Consider the following 21,035-nt stretch of genomic DNA (forward strand, 5'->3'; position numbering starts at 1 on the left):
AAACATTGATGTTACATAATTAAATTTAAAAATATTGTAGCCAAAGGATGTGGTCTAGCTATAAAACCCTGCAAATACGTGCAGTACAACTCACCACAAATGATGTCAGCGACTCACAAGTACTCGAAGATTTACTTGCTCAAATTCCCTTGGATGAAAAAATTGATTCTGTTTATACAGATGGTGCTTATGACACAAAGCATTGCCGAGAAGTCATTTTAGATCGAGATGCATATGCGATCATTCCACCTAGGAAGAATGCAAAGCCTTGGAAAGATCAACAAGCGAGGTCTCTAGAGCGGAACGAATTATTAAAGACAGTCAAACGGCTAGGTAGGTCCCTTTGGAAAAAGTGGTCTGATTATCACCGTCGAAGTTTGGTGGAAACCAAAATGCATTGTATTAAATTATTAGGCGATAAATTAACAGCAAGGAGCTTTCCGAGTCAGCTAAATGAGATCCACGCACGCGTAGCGGTTTTGAATAAATTCACAGAATTAGGTCGCCCGCATACCCAAGTTGTCTCTTAAATTTGGATTACTTAGAGGAGTTCAGCCTTTCAAACCTTTATGCAACAAAGCCATACCAAACTGCGATAAAGATAATTTCAGATAAGCATAGAACACCTGATCGCTGTCTAGCTTTAGGATTTTCTTGTTTTAGATACTGCCAATAGACCGCTTCATTTTTTTGAAAAAAATCATCAATCGTGCAGAATAAAGTTGTAAACTCGAACATAAGATGGCTGGTTAATAAAAGTTTGTGGTAACTCTCTTATCAACTCAGTCATCTTTTTTTCAACTGAATTTCTTATCCATGATTCGGGTTAAATACTATTAATAATCGTAGAATATTAAAAGCATATTAAATATTTTACGCTATTAAAGAGTATATTTTTGATTCAATTGAATTTTGTTTAAAATTTAATTAATCATAAGCGCTCTGGTCTTGTATAAGTACAGAAATAATTTAGGGATAACTCTTGATCTTGTGTCAAGACCATATATGATTACAGCTCAAGCAAGATGCTTCTTTTAAGTAAAATTTTGCGCTAAAAATCTACAAAATTAATGATTTATATAGGACTTCGGGTGAAACTTTACCAATCTTTATTTCTACTCACTTTCGGTGTAGCCGTAACGGGTTGCGCAGTTACCTCCGGTCTGCAAACATATGATTTACCAAAGGAAGGTGTATACCAAACTGAACTTGGTTCTCAGGTCAATGTAGTCAAAATCACCCCTGAATCATTACCTGCGGTGCAGCCTGCAAAAATCAACATTCGCCAAGATTACGCGCATTTATTTAATAATACTCATAAAAATTATCGCCTTAGTAGCGGTGATATCTTATCAATTTACTTATGGGCTTATCCTGAGATTACTCCTCCAACTACAACCGCTATTTCTAACCAACAAAGTGCACAAGCAACTGGTTATCAAATTGATTCACAAGGTTATATTCAATTTCCAATTATTGGACGTTATAAAGCTGCCGGTAAAACTATTCAACAAGTTAACCAAGAATTACGCAGTCAATTAGCCCGTTATTTAAAAACCCCTGATGTGATTGCTCGGGTCTTATCTTATGAAGGACAACGTTACTCTGTACAAGGTAATGTGATGAAAGGCGGTCAGTTTTATTTAAATGACCAACCCACTAGTGTTTATACTGCATTAGGTTTAGCAGGTGGTGTAAATACTCAGCTTGGAGATAACACTTCAATTACCTTAGTCCGTCAGGGTCAAAGTTATCACTTAAATAGTATTGAGCTAGAACGTGCTGGTTTATCTTTGCATAAACTGCTGATTCAACCTAATGACACCTTGTATGTTAATTCACGCGAAAACCAAAAAGTTTATGTGATGGGTGAGGCCGGTAAAAATCAGTCTCTCGCCATGCGTGATCAAGGCATGAGTTTAGGTGACGTGTTAGGTGAGAGCGAAGGACTGAATCCACTGTCTGGCAGCCGTAGTAAGATTTACGTGGTGCGTAGCCATCCAAGTGACGGCAGCACTGAGGTTTATCATATTGATTTAACAAGCATTGGTGATTTTGGTTTAGCCAATCAGTTTAAAATGCGTGCCAATGATATTGTCTATATTGATGTATCAGGTTTAGCACGTTGGCAGCGTGTTGTGAACCAAATTATTCCATTCTCAAACGCCTTATATAATCTTGATCGTTTAGGCCAGTAATGAACTTTCAACATATTTTAGTGGTTTGCGTGGGTAATATCTGTCGCAGCCCCATGGCTGAATATTTACTTAAACAAGAGTTTCCGACGCTCCAGATTCATTCTGCGGGTATTCAAGGTTTAAGCGGTCACCCTGCCGATGACAAAGCTTTGCTGTGTATGCAACGCTTAAATATTGATATGCAAGGCCATATTGCCAAAAAATTAACTGGCGACATGCTTAAACAAGCCGATCTTGTTTTAGTGATGAGTCAAAATCAACAAAAACATATTGAGCATACGTGGCCTTTTGCTAAGGGCAAAACCTTTCGTTTGGGGCACTGGCAACAATGTGATGTTGCCGATCCATATCAACATGACCAAGCCATGTTTGATCAAACCTGTCAGCTAATACAACGTTGTATTGCTGATTGGAAAAACTATATTTAACTTTTGATAATTTACGATTATGAGCCAAAGCGACAAAACGGAAGATACGATTGATTTAAAAGAGCTATTCTTTTCTTTAATAGCCCAGTGGAAATTAATCGCCCTATGCACGATCTTAAGTTTAGTATGTGCCCTACTATATTTACGTACTACACCTGATACTTACGCGGTCAATGCCTTAGTTCAAGTTGAAGAAAGTAAAGGGGCTTCAGCGGCTTTATTGGGTGATCTGTCCGATATGGTCGATCAAAAGCAGCCAGCACAAGCTGAAATCGAAATCTTAAAATCGCGTTTAGTATTAGGCTCTGTGATTCAAGATCTAAATCTTGATTTAAATATCCAAGGTTTACAAAATGGCTTTATTGATCGTTTAACTAGAGAACATCTGTATAAAACCGAACATCATAAAGATGCGGTCATCTTTCGTGATAATGAGAAAAGCTTTAATGTGCGTGAATTTAAGGTTCCAGCACATTTTGTCGACCAGAGCTTAATTTTAAATATTGATGGGCAAAATTTTAGTTTAAGTGACAGCAGCACTCAGCAGATCTTAATTAGCGGTAAGCTGAATCAAAATAATCAAATTAGCTCTGAATATGGCTTATGGAATATTGCCATTTATAGCAAAGACCCAATTAGCGATAGCTATCAGATTAGAAAATTATCCTTACCTGCTGCTATGGAGCGCTTAACAGCCAATTACTCTGTGGCTGAAAAAGGCAAACTCACTGGTATTTTAGGCTTAAATTATCAAGGTCAAGATAAAGCACAAATCACTCGTATTTTAAACGAGATTTTAGCAGCCTACAGCAAACAAAATATTGAACGCCGTTCGGCAGAAACTGCGCAGACTTTAAGTTTCTTAGATGAACAACTGCCAGAGCTAAAAGAAAAATTGGATTCAGCAGAGCGTGAATTCAACACCTTCCGTGAACAGTCAAATACTGTGGATGTGACCAAAGAGTCTGAGTTGTATTTAAGTCAAAGCGTGGCTTTAGAGCAACAAAAGGCCCAACTACAACAACGCCAAGCTGAGCTCTCTGCTAAATACACCAATGAACATCCAGCGATGCAAGAAATTAATGCACAGCTGAGTGTTGTAACCAAACGCATCAGTGATTTAGAAGCGACGCTTAAACAACTGCCAGATTTACAACGTCGTTACCTACAACTGTATCGTGAAGTTGAAGTGAGCCAACAACTGTATACAGGTCTATTGAACTCATACCAACAATTACGGATTGCCAAAGCGGGCGAGATTGGTAATGTGCGCATTATTGACCAAGCAGTCGCACCGATTAAGCCAATTGCACCAAAGAAACTGCAAATCTTAATTTTAAGCTTATTCTTAGGTGGCTTCTTAGGGACTTTACTCGCGCTATTACGCAATATGTTACGTTCTGGTATTAAAAACTCAGGTCAAATTGAAACTGAGTTGGATTTACCTGTTTATGCAACAGTACCGCGTTCTAGTATCCAAGAAGGTCACTTTAAATTACTCAAGAAGAAGAAGTTCTTACCTATTTTAGCCATTAAAAATAGTGATGACTTAGCGGTTGAAAGCTTACGCAGTATGCGTACCGCGATTCACTTTGCGCTAGGCAATGCCAAAAATAATATTATTATGATCTCAGGTCCGGCACCTGAAGTGGGTAAATCGTTTATTTCGGTTAACTTAGCCACGATTTTGGCACAAAGTGGTAAATGTGTATTGTTAATTGATGGCGATATGCGCCGTGGTTATTTACACCAATACTTTAAAGATTCAAATAACAATCTTGGCCTATCAAGCTACTTAAATGGACAAGAGCTAGCAACTGAAAAATTGATTCAAAAATCAGAGGTTGTGAATCTTGATTTCATGGCACGTGGCAAGAGCCCAAGTAATCCTTCTGAATTATTAGGTTCAGAGCAATTTGTGCGCTTGATGGAAGAGCTTTCATCACAATATGATCACGTCATTATTGATACACCGCCTGTACTTGCAGTGACAGATAGCTTAATTATTTCACAATATACCGGTGTCAATTTGGTCATTGCACGCTATGCGAAGACACAAATGAAAGAGCTTGAGTTAACTGTCAATCGCTTTGAACAAATGGGCGTGAAAGTTAACGGTATTCTCTTAAATGATGTGCAACGCGAAGTGGGTGCAAGTTATGGCTATAACTATGCCTATAGCTATAAATCTAAAACAGATGCTGATTAATCTTGAGGCATAAAAAAACCCGCAGCTTGCGGGTTTTTTTAATTTAATCTTTTAGATTTTAATCTCGTTAAAACCTAATACATCTTTCATATCGTATTTTTTAGCATCACGACCGACCACCCAAGCCGCTGCACGTACTGCACCTGCAGCAAAGTTCATACGATTCGTCGCTTTATGGGTGATTTCTACACGCTCACCTTCACCAATAAACATGGCAGTATGCTCACCAACAATATCACCACCACGAATGGTTTGGAAACCAATGCTTTGACGTTCACGTGGACCAGTATGCCCTTCACGATGATAAACCGCATCTTGCTTTAAATCACGACCTAAAGCATCAGCAATCGCTTCACCCATCATCAGTGCTGTCCCCGATGGTGCATCCACTTTATGGCGGTGATGGGCTTCAATCACTTCAATATCTACTGTATCGCCAAAGACTTTAGATGCCAGCTCTAACAGTTTAATTGATACGTTAACGCCAACTGAGTAATTAGCTGCATAAACCACTGGGGTTTGGCTTGCGGATTCATCTAAATACGCTTTTTGCTCATCGTTCATACCTGTCGTGCCAATGACGATTGCAACACCATGTTCACGGCAAATTTTAAGATGATTTACCGTGGCAGCAGGTGCAGTAAAGTCAATCACCACATCACAATCCTGAACTACATCAGCTAAATTGCCAACAACTTTCACCCCTAAAGTACCCACACCGGCAAGCTCACCTGCATCTGCACCGAGTAAACTACTTTCAGGACGTTCAACCGCCGCAGCCAATTGGTAGCCTGCTTCTTGCACAGCTTGAATTAAAATACGGCCCATACGACCGCCGGCACCCAAGATCCCAATACGTGGAGTTGCTGACATCACATTTTCCTAATGTTGCGTTTTAATGCGCTTTACTATAGCAAAACTCTTGCCCAAAACTCACAAAAATTAGGCTATTTTTGCCATAAAAAAAGGCATCCGTAGATGCCTTTTTTTAAGAATTTTTAATCAAATAATCGATCAAAGAATGATTTTTTCTTTGGTGATGATTTACTACCTTCTTCGCCTTCAAAGGTTGCTTGCAACTCTTTGAGTAAATCACGTTGACGTGAGGTTAAGTTCACTGGCGTTTCGACCACGATACGGCACAGCAAATCACCTTGCATGTTGTGACGCACTGGTTTTACCCCCTTACCACGTAAGCGGAACAACTTGCCGGTTTGCGTACCCTCAGGAACCTTTAAGCTTACGCGACCCTCAAGAGTTGGAATTTCAATCTCTTTACCTAATGCAGCATCTGCAATTGAAACGGGTACATCCATGTAAAGATCAGCGCCATCACGTTGGAAGATTTCATGCTCACGCACTTGAACTTCTACGTATAAATCACCTGATTGACCATCACGAATCGCTTCGCCTTTACCACTTAAGCGTACGCGATCACCGTTATCTACACCGGCTGGAATCGTTACTTCTAAAGTTTGCTGACGATCGGCGACACCTGAACCATGACATGATTTACATGGGTTCTTAATGATTTTACCTTGGCCACGACAGGTGCTACAGGTTTGCTGTACCGCAAAGAAACCTTGCTGCATACGCACTTGACCTGAACCATGACAAGTCTTACATGTCTCAACATCATTTGGAGATTGTGAACCTTTACCACCACATGGCTCACATGGTGCCGGCGCTGTAAAGGTAATGGTTTTTTTCACACCTTTTACAGCTTCTTCAAGAGTTAACTCCATGACATAACGTAAGTCTGAGCCACGGCGTTGACGCTGCTGTTGACGGCCACCGCCCCCAAATGCACCACCAAAGATGTCACCAAATTGACTAAAGATGTCTTCGGCGCTAAAGCCACCACCGAAGCCGCCGCCACCACCCATACCGCCTTCAAATGCTTGATGGCCCATACGGTCGTACATGCTACGTTTTTCGGTATCTGACAAAACTTCATAAGCTTCAGAAGCTTCTTTGAACTTCTCTTCGGCTTCTGGATTGTCCGGATTACGGTCAGGGTGATACTTCATCGCCAACTTACGGTAGGCTTTTTTAATTTCATCATCACTAGCGGTTTTAGCAACACCTAAAACCTCATAATAATCACGTTTAGCCATGGCAGGCGATGCTCCTCACGGAATAATTAAAATACTGAACTGTGGTCTGAAATTGGGGTAGAGCTTGTCTTTTACAAGGGCTGCAGTACAAAAAATTTAAACCGATCAAAAAACAGGCTTATTTTTCATAAAACGTGCAATGCCTTTGAGCCAAGCATTCAGCAAATATAAAAATGCAATCAACGCAAATACTACACCAATCACGGTACAAGCAGTGACCCAAAGATAGCTATCCCAATAAAAGAAGTTTAAAGGAATAAACCAAAGAGAGGCGAATACTGCCAAAATTAAATACAACAAGGTGCTACGCATTACCCAAAGGGCTTGCGCATTGAGCCATACTTCGGTACTTGCTGCTTGAGTGACATTACGCGCTAAATAATAAGCTACCAAGCCTGTAATAACGCTAAATAATGCTAAAAACATGAGTACATAAGCCATCGCAATCATACGACGTTGCTTTGTTAAATCGTCTTGAGCCATTTAGATGAACCTCAGAAAACGGCATCTTGTTGTTATCGATGTCGCCTATTTGCCGATGGGCGGATGAGTTGCAAGAATCAGCGGCTACTATATTGAAATTTTCCTCATTTCGCACCTGATTATTCATAAAAATCGCAACAAAATCAGCGTGTCAATTTAACGTTCATATCCATTGAATCTGCGTTAAATTATAGAGCAATGTGAGTGGTCAGACCCATTTATTTTTCTAGCTGTGCTATATATTGCCTGATATATACCCAACATGGGGCATATATGCACAAGGGTAATACTCAAAAGGTATTTTAGCCTACAAAATGTTGAAGAAATAAACAAAGCTTTATCGACTTTTGTAGGGGCAAGGCTTTTTCGACAACCGAATAAAGTTATAGTCATGACAATAAGAAAGGGAGAACACCACCATGGTTCAACAAATTGCAGCTCCTCTGCGCGAAGATGTACGCCTACTTGGGAATTTGCTAGGTGAAACTTTAAAAGAACATGCAGGGCAAGATTTGTTTAATCAGGTTGAGCAGATTCGTGCACTATCTAAAGGGGCACGAGATGGTCAAGTTGAAGCAGAAAAACAACTCGAACAACTATTATCTAGTTTAGAAGACCATGAGATTTTACCGCTCACGCGTGCTTTTACCCATTTCTTAAACTTTGCCAATATTGCTGAGCAATATCATGTGGTACGCAGCCGTCGTCAAAGCGAATTTGATGTCGATGCACCCTCACCAAATCCACTCGACCATTTATTTGCTAAATTTAAAGAAAAGCAAATTTCAAGCGACACTTTATTTAAACAAATCTGTGAGTTAAATATTGAATTGGTACTGACCGCGCATCCAACCGAAGTCAGCCGCCGTACCTTAATTCAAAAATATGATGGCATTAATGATTGCCTGACTAAGTTTGACCAACAAAAACTCACCCCGCGTGAACGTGAAGCGACCCTCACCGAACTTAAGCAATTGGTCTGTTCTGCTTGGCAAACTGATGAAATCCGTCAACATCGTCCAACACCTGTGGATGAGGCTAAATGGGGATTTACCACCATTGAACAAACGCTTTGGAATGCAGTACCTAAATTTATTCGTGAACTCGATCAAATGGTGCTTGAGCATTGTGGCCAAACCTTACCACTTAATGTAGCGCCGGTGCGTTTTGCCTCTTGGATGGGCGGTGACCGTGATGGCAACCCCAATGTCACGCATAAGATTACTCAAGAAGTGCTCTGGTTATCGCGTTGGAAAGCCGCAGATTTATATTTACGCGATATTGAAGCACTACGTTGGGAGCTATCTTTACAAGAATCGAGCGAAGAGCTACGCCAATCTTTAGGACATGCCCATCCAGAACCGTATCGTGAAGCTTTACGTGATATTCGTGATCGTTTAAAAGCAACACGCAATTGGTTAGCACAAAAATTACAAGGCAATGAGGTGGTGGATGATCCACGTGTAATTACCAGTAAAGACGAGATTCTCGCGCCTTTACTGCTCTGTCATCGCTCACTTATGCAGTGTAATTTGGCAGAGATCGCCAATGCGCAATTGTTGGATTTTATCCACCGCGTTAATTGCTTTGGTATTGAATTACTTAAACTCGATATTCGCCAAGAATCTGGTCGTCATCGTCAGGCGATTTCTGCCATTACTGAGTATTTAGGCTTAGGAAATTTTGAAACTTGGACGGAGCAAGCGCGTCAAAACTTCTTGTTGCAAGAATTACAAAGTAAACGTCCATTGCTGCCTAAACATTTAAATGAGCCGGCACAAAGCTTAATTGAGCATCCTGATGTACAAGAAGTATTTGCCACCATGCGTACATTGGCTGAGCAGCCAAGCGAGTCTTTAGGCGCTTATATTATTTCTATGGCCGAATATCCAAGTGATGTTTTAGCGGTGTTGTTATTGCAAAAAGAGGCAGGGATTCAAAAAGCCTTACGTGTCGTACCGTTGTTTGAAACCTTAAAAGATCTAGATGGTGCAGCCAGCACCATGAATACCCTATTTAATATGCACTGGTATAAACAGCATATTCAGGCCAAACATGAAGTGATGATTGGCTACTCAGATTCAGCTAAAGATGCTGGCTTTATGTCTGCCAACTGGGCACAGTACCGTGCACAAGAAGAACTGACTGCAGTGGCGCAAAGTCACGGCGTACAGCTCACCTTGTTCCACGGTCGCGGTGGTTCCATTAGTCGTGGCGGTGCACCGACCCAGCAAGCTTTATTCTCACAACCACCGGGTTCTATTTCAGGTGCTATTCGTGTCACCGAACAAGGCGAGATGATTCGCTTTAAGTTTGGCTTAGAAGGCATTGCATTACAAAACCTTGAGGTTTATACCGCGGCAACTTTAGAAGCGACCCTGTTGCCACCACCAGTGCCTAAAGCCGAATGGCGTGAGCTGATGCATAAAATGACCGATTTATCGGTACAGGTATATCGTCAAACGGTACGAGACAATCCGCATTTCGTCAAATATTTGCGTACCGTGACGCCAGAACTTGAACTACAAATGCTGCCGCTTGGTTCACGTCCAGCTAAACGTAAAGTCAGTGGTGGTATTGAATCTTTACGCGCTATTCCTTGGGTATTTGCTTGGACGCAAATTCGCTTAATGTTACCCGCCTGGCTAGGAACAGGTGCTGCGATTAACCAAGTCACCGAACAAGGTCAAAAAGCCCTGCTTGATGAAATGCTAGAACAATGGCCATATTTCCAAACTTTAATTGATATGCTAGAAATGGTGTTATCTAAAGCCGATGGCAATATTGCACTGTATTATGAATCGCACTTAACTGAGGATGAACACCTCAAAGTTTTAGGTGAAGAGTTACGTCAACGCTTACGTGATGCTGTAGAAAGCTTACTGAGTCTTAAAGGTGAATCTAAACTGTTAAGCAGCAATGATGTATTAGATCAATCTATGAAAGTGCGTAAGCCTTACATCTTGCCACTGCATTTATTGCAAGCAGAACTCATGAAGCGTCGCCGTGATTATTTAGCCAAAAACCAAGCTGAACATACCCCAGTGGATCATGCTTTAATGGTCAGTATTGCAGGTATTGCAGCCGGTTTACGCAACACCGGTTAATAAGACTAGGTCAGCTCTTTTAAGCACATCTGAAAGATGTGCTTTTTTTTGCTTAATAAAGCAACAAACCCATCTTTTTTTTATAGGAATGATTAAAGAAGATTATAAGTATGACTGATATAGCAAAACTAAATTAATGTACTGATTTTGGGGTATTTTTAATTTTCATACTTTTACCGAGCGGTAAAAATACAATAAAAGTCATAGTATTAGTTTTACTCATAGCTCTAGAAAGTTATGAAAATAAGCGTATGATGTGTCCAATTTATCTATTGAGTGTACATTTTATGACCAATTGGTTCCCTAAATGGCGTCCGTTTACGGATGATATCGATGCACGCCCAGTTGGTACTACAGAATATCTCCCTCCTGCACAAAGTATCATGCTTGGCGTGCAGCATGCTTTTGCTATGTTTGGCGCCACTGTACTTGCGCCATTACTGATGGGCTTTGATCCAAATCTTGCAATTTTAATGTCAGGTATTTGCACCTTACTGTTTTTTTGCCTGACCGGTGGTCGTATCCCAAGCTATCTTGGCTCAAGCTTTGCATTTATTGGCGTGGTGATTGCTGCAACGGGTTTCTCAGGTGCTGGGGGAATAAATAGCAATATTGGTCTGGCTGCGGGCGGTATTATTACCTGCGGTATCCTTTATATGTTGTGTGGCTTTTTAGTCATGGCAACCGGTACTCGATGGATTGAAAAATTAATGCCACCTGTCGTCACAGGTTCGGTGGTGATGATTATTGGCTTACATTTAGCGCCTGCAACGGTCAAAAATGTCGCTGGTGATCAATTTAATATGTGGATGTCTTTGGTGACCATTCTTTGTATGGGCATCATTGCGGTATTCACTAAAGGAATGTTGCAACGTTTGTTGTTACTTGTTGGCTTAAGCCTCTCTTATGTGGTGTATTTTATTACCACCAATGTTATGGGTTATGGCACGCCAATTAATTTTCTCCCTGTACAAGAAGCAGCATGGTTTGGTGTACCAACCTTCCACTCACCTGAATTTAGCCTCAATGCGATTTTAATTATTGCACCAGTGGCTTTAATCTTGGTGGCAGAAAATTTAGGTCATATTAAAGCTGTAAGCGCCATGACCGGCGAAAACCTAGATCCACATATTGGTAAAGCTTTTGTGGCTGATGGTGTAGCTACCTCACTAGCAGGTAGCGTTGGGGCGCCAGGGATGACCACCTATGGTGAAAATATTGGTGTGATGGCAGTTACACGCGTTTACTCAACCATTATTTTTGCGATTGCCGGTGTATTTGCCATTTTTCTAGGTTTATCACCAAAGTTTGGTGCGATTATTCAAACCATTCCTACCGCAATTTTAACCGGCGCTTCTATTGTGGTGTTTGGTTTAATTACCTTAGCGGGTGCTAAAATTTGGATTGAACATCGTGTTGATTTTTCAACCAACAAAAACCTCATGGTTGCTGCTGTTGCGATTATTTTAGGTACAGGTGACTTTGCCCTGCAATTTGGCGATTTCAACCTAGGCGGGATTGGTACTGCAACTTTAGCTGCTGTATTACTAAATTGGTTATTTAGTTTGGCAGATAAAAAGTAAAGCTTTTGCAAAATTTTAGCAGCCCAAGGGCTGCTTTTTTTTGCCAAACTCCTTTAGCATAAAGCAAAAACTCTCAGGCTAAAGCCATGCGTCTAGATTTATTTAGCTTACAACTGGTACAAAATATTATACAAACCGGTAGCCTCACCGAAGCAGCTAAACTCAGCCATATTTCTTTACAAGCAGCGAGTGAGCGTTTAAAAAAACTAGAACAGCATTTTCAAAGCCATTTATTTATTCGGCATCCTCATGGTTTAGAACCTACTTTAGCTGCCCAAACCTTAAGTCAGCATAGCCAAGTGATCCTGCAACAGGTCGATCTATTGCACCGCGCCATGCGAAATTTTGTCAAACAGCCCAATGTACAGCTCAACCTATGGTGTAATTCTTCAGCACAAAGTGAATATTTGCCTACGGTATTACCACAATTTTTACAGCAATACCCACATCTGCATATTGAGTTGCATGAAGCAGAAAGCGCTGAAATTGTCACTGCGCTTGAACATGGTCAGGCTGATTTGGGTATTATTTCTAATTTTTTCCAGCATCAAAATTTACACAGCCATGCCTTTGCTAGCGACCCTTTGGTACTTATTTGTTCAAAGCAGCACCCACTCAATGGTGTGCAATATACAGAACTGAGCCAAATTCTAAGCCAGCCCTTTATTGGCTTAATGGCCTATCAATCCCTGCAACAATCTATTGAAGCGCAGGCCAAACAACTCAATAGCCCTATTCTCTATCGCTTACGTTTACCCAACTTTGCCGCGATTGCTCAAGTGGTCAGTCAAAATGTAGGCGTGGCAATTATGCCCAAACGTGCTGCAAGGCGTTTGCAACGTCTATATGATTTGCATTGTGTGGCCTTAAAAGGGGCTTGGGCCAATCGTCAGTTGTTGTTAGTTACTAAAGACTTTCAGCAGCTCACGCCAGACTATCAGCTTCTCAGTGAATTTTTATTACAACAGGCCAAGCAGTTTTAATGTAGCGCCATATAACTGCCAAACACAATTAAACCGCAAAAAAATACTTGCCGGAAACGCTGCTCAGAAATCGCCGAACGAATCTTTTTCCCCAACCACATGCCCACTAAAGCTGGTACTAAAGCCAAAAATGACCAGCTATAATTGAAATCACCTATAGTTTGGCTATTCATCGCTAAAAACCCAGCTAAACATAAGGTTGAGGTGGTAAAAGCTAAACCTAAAGCTTGTACCAAATCATCACGCTTTAAATGAAGTGCTTGTAAATATGGCACGACAGGAATCACCACCACACCTGTTGCTACAGTTAAGGCCCCACCCAAATACCCCACAATTGGGGATAAGTATTTCTCCCGTGTGGATAAGTTTGGCATCTGCTGCGCACATAACCCATATATGCCATAAATTGCCAACATAACACCAAGTAAGGCTTCAGCTTGAAACTCACTCTGTGCCAAAGTGGGAAAAATACTCCATATAGACCCTACAACAATGCCCAGTAACAAGGTCCAAAAGCGTTTAATAAGACGCCACACCTCACCTTCGGCAAATAATTGCCAAATATTGGTGATCATGGAAGGAATAATTAATAATGCCGCCGCTTGTACAGGCGCCATCACCAAGCTCATTAAGCCCATAGAGACCGCAGGTAAACCTAAGCCTATGGTGCCTTTAATCATACCTGCGATGGCAAATACAATCATCACATACCACAACAGATCCATAGCGCTACTCTAGCTTATATTTTTGCTTATGCTATAACGCTCTAGGCTAAACACCAATGCGGTTTTTACGAACATGCCTTAGGCAAAAGTTGAGGCCAAGAGGAAACATCTATGCTTAATAACAAAAAACTGGTCTGCTTTGATTTAGATGGAACTTTGCTCGATTCAGTGGGTATTTGGAATCAAATCGATGCAGCTCTAATTCAGCAACTTAGTGGTCAGTCTATTGATTTAAATCAGATTCAAGCTGAGCGCGATCAAGCCTTACAACGCTTTTGTGAGCGACCTGATCCTTATTTAGACTACTGTGGCATGTTACAGCAACAATATAAATTCAAGTTCACTCCGCGCGCCGTTAAAGATTTACGCTATCAAATTTCATATCATTTTTTAGATCATGTGGTCGCCCCTAAACCAGATGCTGACGTGTTTATACAACAGTTACAACAGCGCGGTTTAGAGCTGGTATTGGCGACCACGACCAGCCTTAATAATATTCAACGTTATTGCCAAAACAATTATAAAATCAATCAAAAGATTAACTTTAATGACGATTTTTCCTTCATCTTAACCCGTGAGGATGTGACTAAAATCAAGCCTGATCCAGAAGTGTATTTAAAAGCACTCCAGCATTTTGATCTTGCTGCAACAGAATGCTTAGTGGTTGAAGATTCTCTGATTGGCGTCCAAGCGGCTTTAGCTGCAGGTATACAAGTCTTGGCGATTTATGATCAGTATTCAGCACAAGATTGGGCACACATTCAAGCATTAGCCACTTATAGCGCTACCGATTATCAGGCAGCACTAGCAGCACTGTTGTGAGTGCAGCGTTAGTCAGCTTAAGGGCGGATTTCCTTAAGTTCACGGCGAATAATATGCTCCGTGACTTCGTGATAAATCCGCTCGACCAAATCTGGATCTAAAGCATGTGCTTCTGCTTCGGCACGTACTTTGCTAATTACCTGTTCGGTACGTTCTGGTGATTGTATTTCATAACCACTACGTTTAAATTTTAATGCTTGATCCACATAAAATTGACGGCTTGCTAAAAGCTCAATTAATGCTGTATCAATCGCATCAATTTTATCGCGGGCTTGCTCGAGTGTTTCAGGTTTTTCTTTGTTCATTTTCACTTTCATTTTCACTTTTATATAATTCTTCTAACACATTACTGAAAATACTTTCAATCATCCACACCCGATATAAGCTATTAAAAACATAGCTTTGCCCTGCAATACGCAGTTCTAAGACAGGCAAACTCGGCTGTGACTTCATTTCACAGTACATATCATTTTGCTGTAAACGTAAACCAATATCTTGCTCTGTTAACTGGCTAATATTTAAATCACGGCGCAGTTGGTCGAAATGGCTTTTAAAGGAGAGATCTTTAGCTTTGGTCCATACTTGACGCAAAATTTCATACATCGCTTCAAGTTGCTGCTCGGCAGGTACACTATAAAATAATGCTGCCATGGCCAGTGTTGCAGCCTCGGTCGGACGACAAAACGGGGTAAATTTCACTTCACTACGTTTAGATAAGCGGGTGGCCAAACCCCAATCAAATTGATCACGGCCTTGATAACTCAGCGGATAAATATTGAGTTGAATATTATAATAATCCGCCAGTTCTTCTTTAATATAAGCCAATAAAAGCCAAGAAATTGGATCTTCTAAAGCAATATACAAATCTAATTCAGGATCAAGCGCTTGAATCTCATTGAGCTCTTCGGCATCACTAATTAAATGCTCACGCCATTCAATATGATTAATTAAAAAAATAGGATTATCAGTTAACAGTTTTTGTTGTTGTAAACGGCGCGCTAAACGAAGTAAATCATCTACGGCTTGGTACTTACGATCAGCAAATTCAAAATAAGCACTTAATACCGGCGTTTGGTTAAAAACGCGTTCTGGAAAATCTTGCACTTGATGATGACGACTGGCCATCGCATGTAAGGTACGCAATTTGCCATATTGCTTTTGCCAAAGCATATGGAACACATCTTCCATCAAATATAGGAAATCTTGGCCACGTAATGGTGTATGGCGCAAAATTGTTTCTGCTTGCTGTAGTGCTTCAGCATGCGGTTGTTCCGGTGTGTCATGAAAACTAAAACGATGCTGTTTAGATAAAATTTTTGCATCATTTAAGCAATACTGCTGCCACTCGAGTGCAGTCATGTCGTTTGGTGGGTGAGCAGTTTGATTTGAAATCACCACTTTGAGTGGTTTCATTTCATCAGTTAGTATTTCTTCTAATTGTGGCAGTTGTTGTGCCGCTAAATAGCTATAAACATCATCTAAACGCAAATAAATCGTCAAACCTTGATCCGTAGGTAACACCTCTTGGCGAACTGGTTTTTGGTAAAACCAACTCGATCGGATTGGATCGAACCAACGGCGTAGCAGTGACATGAAAGTAGCCTCGGAATAGACGATATCAGCTTTAAAATTTCTACAGCAAGAAGAGCAAAATCTGCTGTAATTAAAAAAAAATTTAAATCTAGTAGCAAAACTTATAACAAGTTCAGCTGAGATGTTCAATCTTTAGCAACAATTTCCGCTATAGATCTAGATTTAGAAGACCAAAGCCTAGCTTAGGCAAGCTTAAGGGCTAAAAAAGCACCCCAAAAGGAGTGCTTTTTTTAAAAATTCGCTTTAGATCTCGCGAACTGCACCTTTAGCAGCACTTGTCGCATGCTTGGCATACGCTCGGAGTGCTTTTGATACTTTACGTGGACGCTCTTTGGCAGGCTTCCAACCTTTGGCTTCTTGCACTTCACGGCGCGCAGCCAATACATCTTCAGCCACGGCTAAATGAATACTACGGTTTGGAATATCAATTTCAATACGATCGCCATCTTCAACCAAAGCAATTGCACCGCCTTCAGCCGCTTCTGGAGACACGTGACCAATTGAAAGACCTGATGAACCGCCTGAGAAACGACCATCAGTCACCAGCGCACAGTCTTTACCTAAACCCTTCGATTTTAAGTAACTGGTTGGGTACAACATTTCTTGCATACCCGGACCACCTTGTGGACCTTCGTAGCGGATTAATACCACATCACCTGCCACGATTTTGCCACCCAAGATTGCCTCTACAGCATCATCTTGGCTTTCAAATACACGTGCTGTGCCGTTGAATTTTAAAATCGATTCATCCACACCTGCGGTTTTGACGATACAACCATCCAGTGCGATGTTACCGTAAAGCACGGCCAAACCACCATCTTTAGAGAAAGCATGTTCGGCATTACGAATCACACCATTTTCACGGTCGCCATCCAAACGCGAGTAGTAACGGTCTTGTGAGAATGCAGTTTGCGTTGGTACACCACCCGGTGCTGATTTAAAGAAGTTATACACCTCTTCTTCTTCAGTACGGATAATGTCCCACTTATCTAAAGCATCTTTTAATGTTTTTTCATGTACTGTTGGTACAGAGGTATCGAGCAAACCTGCACGGTCTAATTCACCTAGAATCGACATGATTCCGCCGGCACGGTGCACATCTTCCATATGCACATCTTTCACCGCAGGTGCAACTTTACACAGTACAGGCACTTTACGCGATAAACGATCAATATCGTCCATAGTGAAGTCGACTTCTGCTTCGTGTGCAGCTGCTAATAAGTGAAGTACGGTGTTGGTCGAACCACCCATCGCAATATCTAAAGTCATGGCATTTTCATACGCAGCTTTAGGGGCAATGTTACGTGGTAATACGCTGTAATCGTTTTGTTCATAATGGCGTTTAGTGATTTCAACAATCAACTGACCGGCACGCTCAAACAATTTTTTACGGTTGGCATGTGTAGCAAGCGTTGAACCATTACCTGGTAAAGACAGACCTAAGGCTTCGGTTAAACAGTTCATTGAGTTTGCAGTAAACATGCCTGAACATGAGCCACAGGTTGGACATGCAGAACGCTCATAGGCTGCCACTTCTTCATCGCTAAAGTTGTCATCTGCAGCCACCACCATGGCATCAACCAAATCAATGGCAAGTTCGTTGCCACGAATTTGCACCTTACCTGCTTCCATTGGACCGCCAGAAACAAACACCACTGGAATGTTTAGACGCATGGCTGCCATGAGCATACCTGGGGTGATTTTGTCACAGTTGGAGATACACACCATGGCATCGGCACAGTGTGCATTGACCATGTATTCTACCGAGTCAGCAATTAAGTCACGTGATGGTAATGAATACAGCATGCCATCGTGGCCCATTGCAATGCCGTCATCGACTGCAATGGTATTAAATTCTTTGGCTACACCGCCTGCTTGTTCAATCTGACGTGCCACCAGTTGACCTAAGTCTTTAAGGTGAACGTGACCGGGTACAAACTGAGTAAATGAGTTGACGACTGCAATAATTGGCTTGCCAAAATCTTCATCTTTCATCCCTGTTGCACGCCATAAGCCACGTGCACCAGCCATATTTCTTCCGTGTGTCGATGTTTTTGAACGATAGTCAGGCATTGTGTAGTTCCAACAAATGTTATGCTTGAGATGAACCTAAATTCACTCTGGCTAAATAGACTGCTTGTAATTAAGATCAGTCAGAATAATTTTTAATCATACGATGATTAAAGCAGCCTCTTGTGCAGATGACCAGTGTTTATTCCTAAAAATATAACTCAAGACAGTAAAAATCTAAAATCTACTATAAACCGAAGATTGAGTTTTAAATACAAAACTTCTATGAATATTTTTACTTTTTTACATAAATTTTATTTATATAAAATGAATTCTTGCTTCATAAAAAAGCCAGCTCTAAAGCTGGCTTTTTCAATTAAAATTCAGACTTAGCCAAACACAATACGGCCATCATCCATCAGTTTTTGTAAATCTAGCGCACTGCTTTGATTCTCTAAAATCAACATTGGCTGATAACCTACAAACTCATTTTGCTTACCATCACGATCAATCGCAAGCGTCACCGTATTGGTTTCCGCATCAAATGTTAATTCGATGTATTCAGCAGCATTTTCTTGGGTAATCCCTACCAATACCCCAGGTGAAAATTGAAGGGTATCTTCGCTAGCATCAAAGTCATCCCAAGTGTCGGTACTATGCCCTGCATTGTTAGACTCTGAGGTCAGTACATCGTAAATCAAGGTATCGGCGCCAGCCCCTGCATGTATGTAATCATTGCCTTGGCTGGCATAGATGATGTCATCTCCACCACCTGCAAAGATCATGTCTTTACCTGCACCAGCATAGATAGTGTCATTACCACCCGTTTCTGGGAAGAATTCAGGATGCTTTTTTAAGAAGTCTAACAGCGCACGCTCATCTGGCTCTTTATTGCCATTTTGCGCTTTTAGATATTCAACGACTGCATCAATGCCTGAACCTGCTGGTGAAGTACGTCCTGCAAACTCTAAACTATCCGTATTAATGCCGTCAGCAAAAATAAAGTCATTACCATGCTTAGCATGGAAAGTTTGATTAACTCCTTGTGCGCCGGTAATAAAGTCATTCCCTTCTGTACCGTTCACCACCGCATTGCTCGTTTCAATTTCGCCACGCTCAAGTAAACGAATTGTTAAGGTGGTAACTTCACCTTTACCATTGCTAGATACACCATCATCCGGTTGGAATTTAAATGAATCATATTTTTGATTAGACAGATTATCATTTGGTTTATAACGGATGCGATTGCCGTCGACTGTAGAGTAGTTAATACGGTCACCGACTTGAACTTTCACCCATGCATTACGGTTGAAATATTCCAATACACCATTGGTTGGTAGTTCAGTCACTAATAAAGTGATATCGGTAATGTCGTGATCGACGTCGCTGACCTCAAAGTCATCTAAATCAAAGTAGTACTCAACGCCTGGTGTATTGGTAATCGTGATTGAGGTGTCAAGTCCCACAGGTGCATCGTTTTCACCTTCAACATGGAATGCAACTGTTGATGTTTCACGTAAACCATTGTCATCCGCTAATGTGTAGTGCACGATTGGCGGCACGTAAATTTCTTGAGCATTGACATCAGAATAGAAGTCTTTCGCTGGAGTAAAGGCAAAAGTACCATCGGCATTAATTTTGATCGTACCGTAATTTTGAATGACATATTCTTGCCCTGGTTGATAAACGGTTTTATCATCACCCACGCGGAAATGATCGATACGGATACCTGGATCATCTTTTACATCGTCATCAATTAAGCTAGTACGAGGAATACTTCGTCCTGTATCACCTGCATCTCCCACAGTAAATGAAGTAACAACACCGCTGTCCTCCATCAACCGTACAATCTCGCTGTCATCTTGTGCAATTACATCAATAGTGATCACTGAAGTACTGGTTTCGCCATCTGGATCCGTTACAACAACAGTAAACTCATCTGGACCATTGTAGTCAGGGTTTGGCGTATAGGTATATTCGCCAGTCTCTGGGTCAATTTCAACTCTACCATTAGTAGGTTGTTCGGTCACTTCATAGCTCAGAGGATCTTCATCTGGATCTGTTGCTGGGACTTTACCTTTAACTGGAGTATCTTCAAGCGTAGTTTTTGTATCATCTTCGGCAACAGGCGCATCATTAACCTTATCCACAGTGATATTGGCTGTCGCAGGGTCTGACTCTAAGCCATCATCATCAGTTGCTACATAGTCAAATGTCGTTTCACCATTCCAATCTTGATTCGGTACAAAGTAGACAGTGTCTTGGGCATCAAATGGTGTATCTGCAACCACAGGAATCGTGCCCGCTTCATCAAGGTATAAGGTACCGTTTTCAGGTAAAGTCGTGACTGTAATGGTTTCAACTGTACCGTCTACATCGCTGTAGTCGAGTACCACTGGAATGGTGGTATCTTCATCACCTGTTGCAGTGACATCTTCAGCTACTGGCGGATCGTTGACATCGACAATGGTAATCGTTGCAGTGGCAGGGTCTGACTCTAAGCCTTCATCATCAGTTGCTACATAGTCAAATGTGGTTTCGCCGTTCCAGTTTTCGTTTGGTACAAAGTACACGGTCTCTTGTGCATCAAATGGTGTACCTGCAACCACAGGAATCGTGCCGGCTTCATCAAGGTATAAGGTACCGTTTTCAGGTAAAGTCGTGACTGTAATGGTCTCAACTGTACCGTCTACATCGCTGTAGTCGAGTACCACTGGAATGGTGGTATCTTCATCACCTGTTGCAGTGACATCTTCAGCTACTGGCGGATCGTTGAC

Annotated in this window: 15 protein-coding genes and 2 pseudogenes; 8 read left to right on the top strand and 9 right to left on the bottom strand. The window is 41.3% G+C overall.

From position 1 onward, the window contains the following. Window positions 1-62: 62 nt before the first annotated feature. Window positions 63-530 (top strand): annotated as a pseudogene (locus tag AC5YCD_RS14855) (IS5 family transposase); the annotation flags it as partial. 52 nt (window positions 531-582) lie between these two features. Here the strand turns inward: AC5YCD_RS14855 and AC5YCD_RS14860 are convergent. Further along, a pseudogene (locus AC5YCD_RS14860) lies at window positions 583-738 on the bottom strand (IS982 family transposase); the annotation flags it as partial. A gap of 353 nt (window positions 739-1,091) precedes the next feature. On the opposite strand from AC5YCD_RS14860, the gene AC5YCD_RS14865 reads away from it, so the two are divergent. The 3 genes from AC5YCD_RS14865 to AC5YCD_RS14875 are packed head-to-tail and all read left to right on the top strand — an operon-like array spanning window position 1,092 to window position 4,835. Next, window positions 1,092-2,198: a polysaccharide biosynthesis/export family protein gene (locus tag AC5YCD_RS14865; protein WP_496130770.1), complete on the top strand. Its 1,107-nt coding sequence runs from the start codon at window positions 1,092-1,094 to the stop codon at window positions 2,196-2,198. Next, window positions 2,198-2,626, top strand: a complete 429-nt coding sequence (locus tag AC5YCD_RS14870) for a low molecular weight protein-tyrosine-phosphatase (protein ID WP_122900947.1) — start codon at window positions 2,198-2,200, stop codon at window positions 2,624-2,626. The genes AC5YCD_RS14865 and AC5YCD_RS14870 overlap by 1 nt, the downstream gene beginning before the upstream one ends. Before the next feature lie 19 nt (window positions 2,627-2,645). Next, window positions 2,646-4,835, top strand: a complete 2,190-nt coding sequence (locus AC5YCD_RS14875) for a polysaccharide biosynthesis tyrosine autokinase (protein WP_496130771.1) — start codon at window positions 2,646-2,648, stop codon at window positions 4,833-4,835. Window positions 4,836-4,886: 51 nt separating this feature from the next. Here AC5YCD_RS14875 and dapB read toward each other — a convergent pair whose 3' ends face one another. The 3 genes from dapB to AC5YCD_RS14890 form a co-directional block, all read right to left on the bottom strand. Next, on the bottom strand, window positions 4,887-5,708 hold the full coding sequence (gene dapB, locus AC5YCD_RS14880) for a 4-hydroxy-tetrahydrodipicolinate reductase (protein ID WP_168401728.1): 822 nt from the start codon (window positions 5,706-5,708) through the stop codon (window positions 4,887-4,889). 125 nt (window positions 5,709-5,833) lie between these two features. Beyond that, on the bottom strand, window positions 5,834-6,952 hold the full coding sequence (gene dnaJ, locus AC5YCD_RS14885) for a molecular chaperone DnaJ (RefSeq protein WP_496130772.1): 1,119 nt from the start codon (window positions 6,950-6,952) through the stop codon (window positions 5,834-5,836). A 105-nt stretch (window positions 6,953-7,057) separates the two neighbouring features. Next, window positions 7,058-7,435 carry a hypothetical protein gene (locus tag AC5YCD_RS14890; RefSeq protein WP_496130773.1) on the bottom strand — a complete coding sequence of 126 codons (378 nt, stop codon included), beginning with the start codon at window positions 7,433-7,435 and terminating at the stop codon, window positions 7,058-7,060. A 419-nt stretch (window positions 7,436-7,854) separates the two neighbouring features. On the opposite strand from AC5YCD_RS14890, the gene ppc reads away from it, so the two are divergent. The 3 genes from ppc (at window position 7,855) to AC5YCD_RS14905 (ending at window position 13,108) form a co-directional block, all read left to right on the top strand. After that, on the top strand, window positions 7,855-10,542 hold the full coding sequence (gene ppc / locus AC5YCD_RS14895; RefSeq protein WP_496130774.1) for a phosphoenolpyruvate carboxylase: 2,688 nt from the start codon (window positions 7,855-7,857) through the stop codon (window positions 10,540-10,542). Window positions 10,543-10,829: 287 nt separating this feature from the next. Further along, complete coding sequence (locus tag AC5YCD_RS14900) at window positions 10,830-12,125, top strand: solute carrier family 23 protein (RefSeq protein WP_496130775.1); 1,296 nt, start codon at window positions 10,830-10,832, stop codon at window positions 12,123-12,125. A gap of 86 nt (window positions 12,126-12,211) precedes the next feature. Next, complete coding sequence (locus tag AC5YCD_RS14905; protein ID WP_496130776.1) at window positions 12,212-13,108, top strand: LysR substrate-binding domain-containing protein; 897 nt, start codon at window positions 12,212-12,214, stop codon at window positions 13,106-13,108. Here AC5YCD_RS14905 and AC5YCD_RS14910 read toward each other — a convergent pair. Continuing rightward, entirely contained in the window at window positions 13,105-13,833 is a 729-nt protein-coding gene (locus AC5YCD_RS14910) for a sulfite exporter TauE/SafE family protein (protein ID WP_496130777.1), read from the bottom strand. The two genes, AC5YCD_RS14905 and AC5YCD_RS14910, sit on opposite strands and share 4 nt — an antisense overlap. A gap of 111 nt (window positions 13,834-13,944) precedes the next feature. On the opposite strand from AC5YCD_RS14910, the gene AC5YCD_RS14915 reads away from it, so the two are divergent. Beyond that, window positions 13,945-14,655: an HAD family hydrolase gene (locus AC5YCD_RS14915; RefSeq protein WP_496130778.1), complete on the top strand. Its 711-nt coding sequence runs from the start codon at window positions 13,945-13,947 to the stop codon at window positions 14,653-14,655. Between the two features lie 17 nt (window positions 14,656-14,672). Here the strand turns inward: AC5YCD_RS14915 and AC5YCD_RS14920 are convergent, their stop codons facing one another. The 4 genes from AC5YCD_RS14920 to AC5YCD_RS14935 form a co-directional block, all read right to left on the bottom strand. Next, a complete protein-coding gene (locus tag AC5YCD_RS14920) occupies window positions 14,673-14,960 on the bottom strand; it encodes a chorismate mutase (RefSeq protein ID WP_496130779.1) in 288 nt (95 codons plus the stop codon). Then, window positions 14,941-16,248: a hypothetical protein gene (locus AC5YCD_RS14925; RefSeq protein WP_496130780.1), complete on the bottom strand. Its 1,308-nt coding sequence runs from the start codon at window positions 16,246-16,248 to the stop codon at window positions 14,941-14,943. The genes AC5YCD_RS14920 and AC5YCD_RS14925 overlap by 20 nt, the downstream gene beginning before the upstream one ends. A gap of 243 nt (window positions 16,249-16,491) precedes the next feature. Beyond that, window positions 16,492-18,321, bottom strand: a complete 1,830-nt coding sequence (ilvD, locus tag AC5YCD_RS14930; RefSeq protein WP_496130781.1) for a dihydroxy-acid dehydratase — start codon at window positions 18,319-18,321, stop codon at window positions 16,492-16,494. A 326-nt stretch (window positions 18,322-18,647) separates the two neighbouring features. Further along, on the bottom strand, window positions 18,648-21,035 hold a 2,388-nt coding region (locus tag AC5YCD_RS14935; RefSeq protein WP_496130782.1), incomplete at its 5' end, for a cadherin-like domain-containing protein.

This window comes from Acinetobacter sp. CY05, assembly GCF_059515805.1.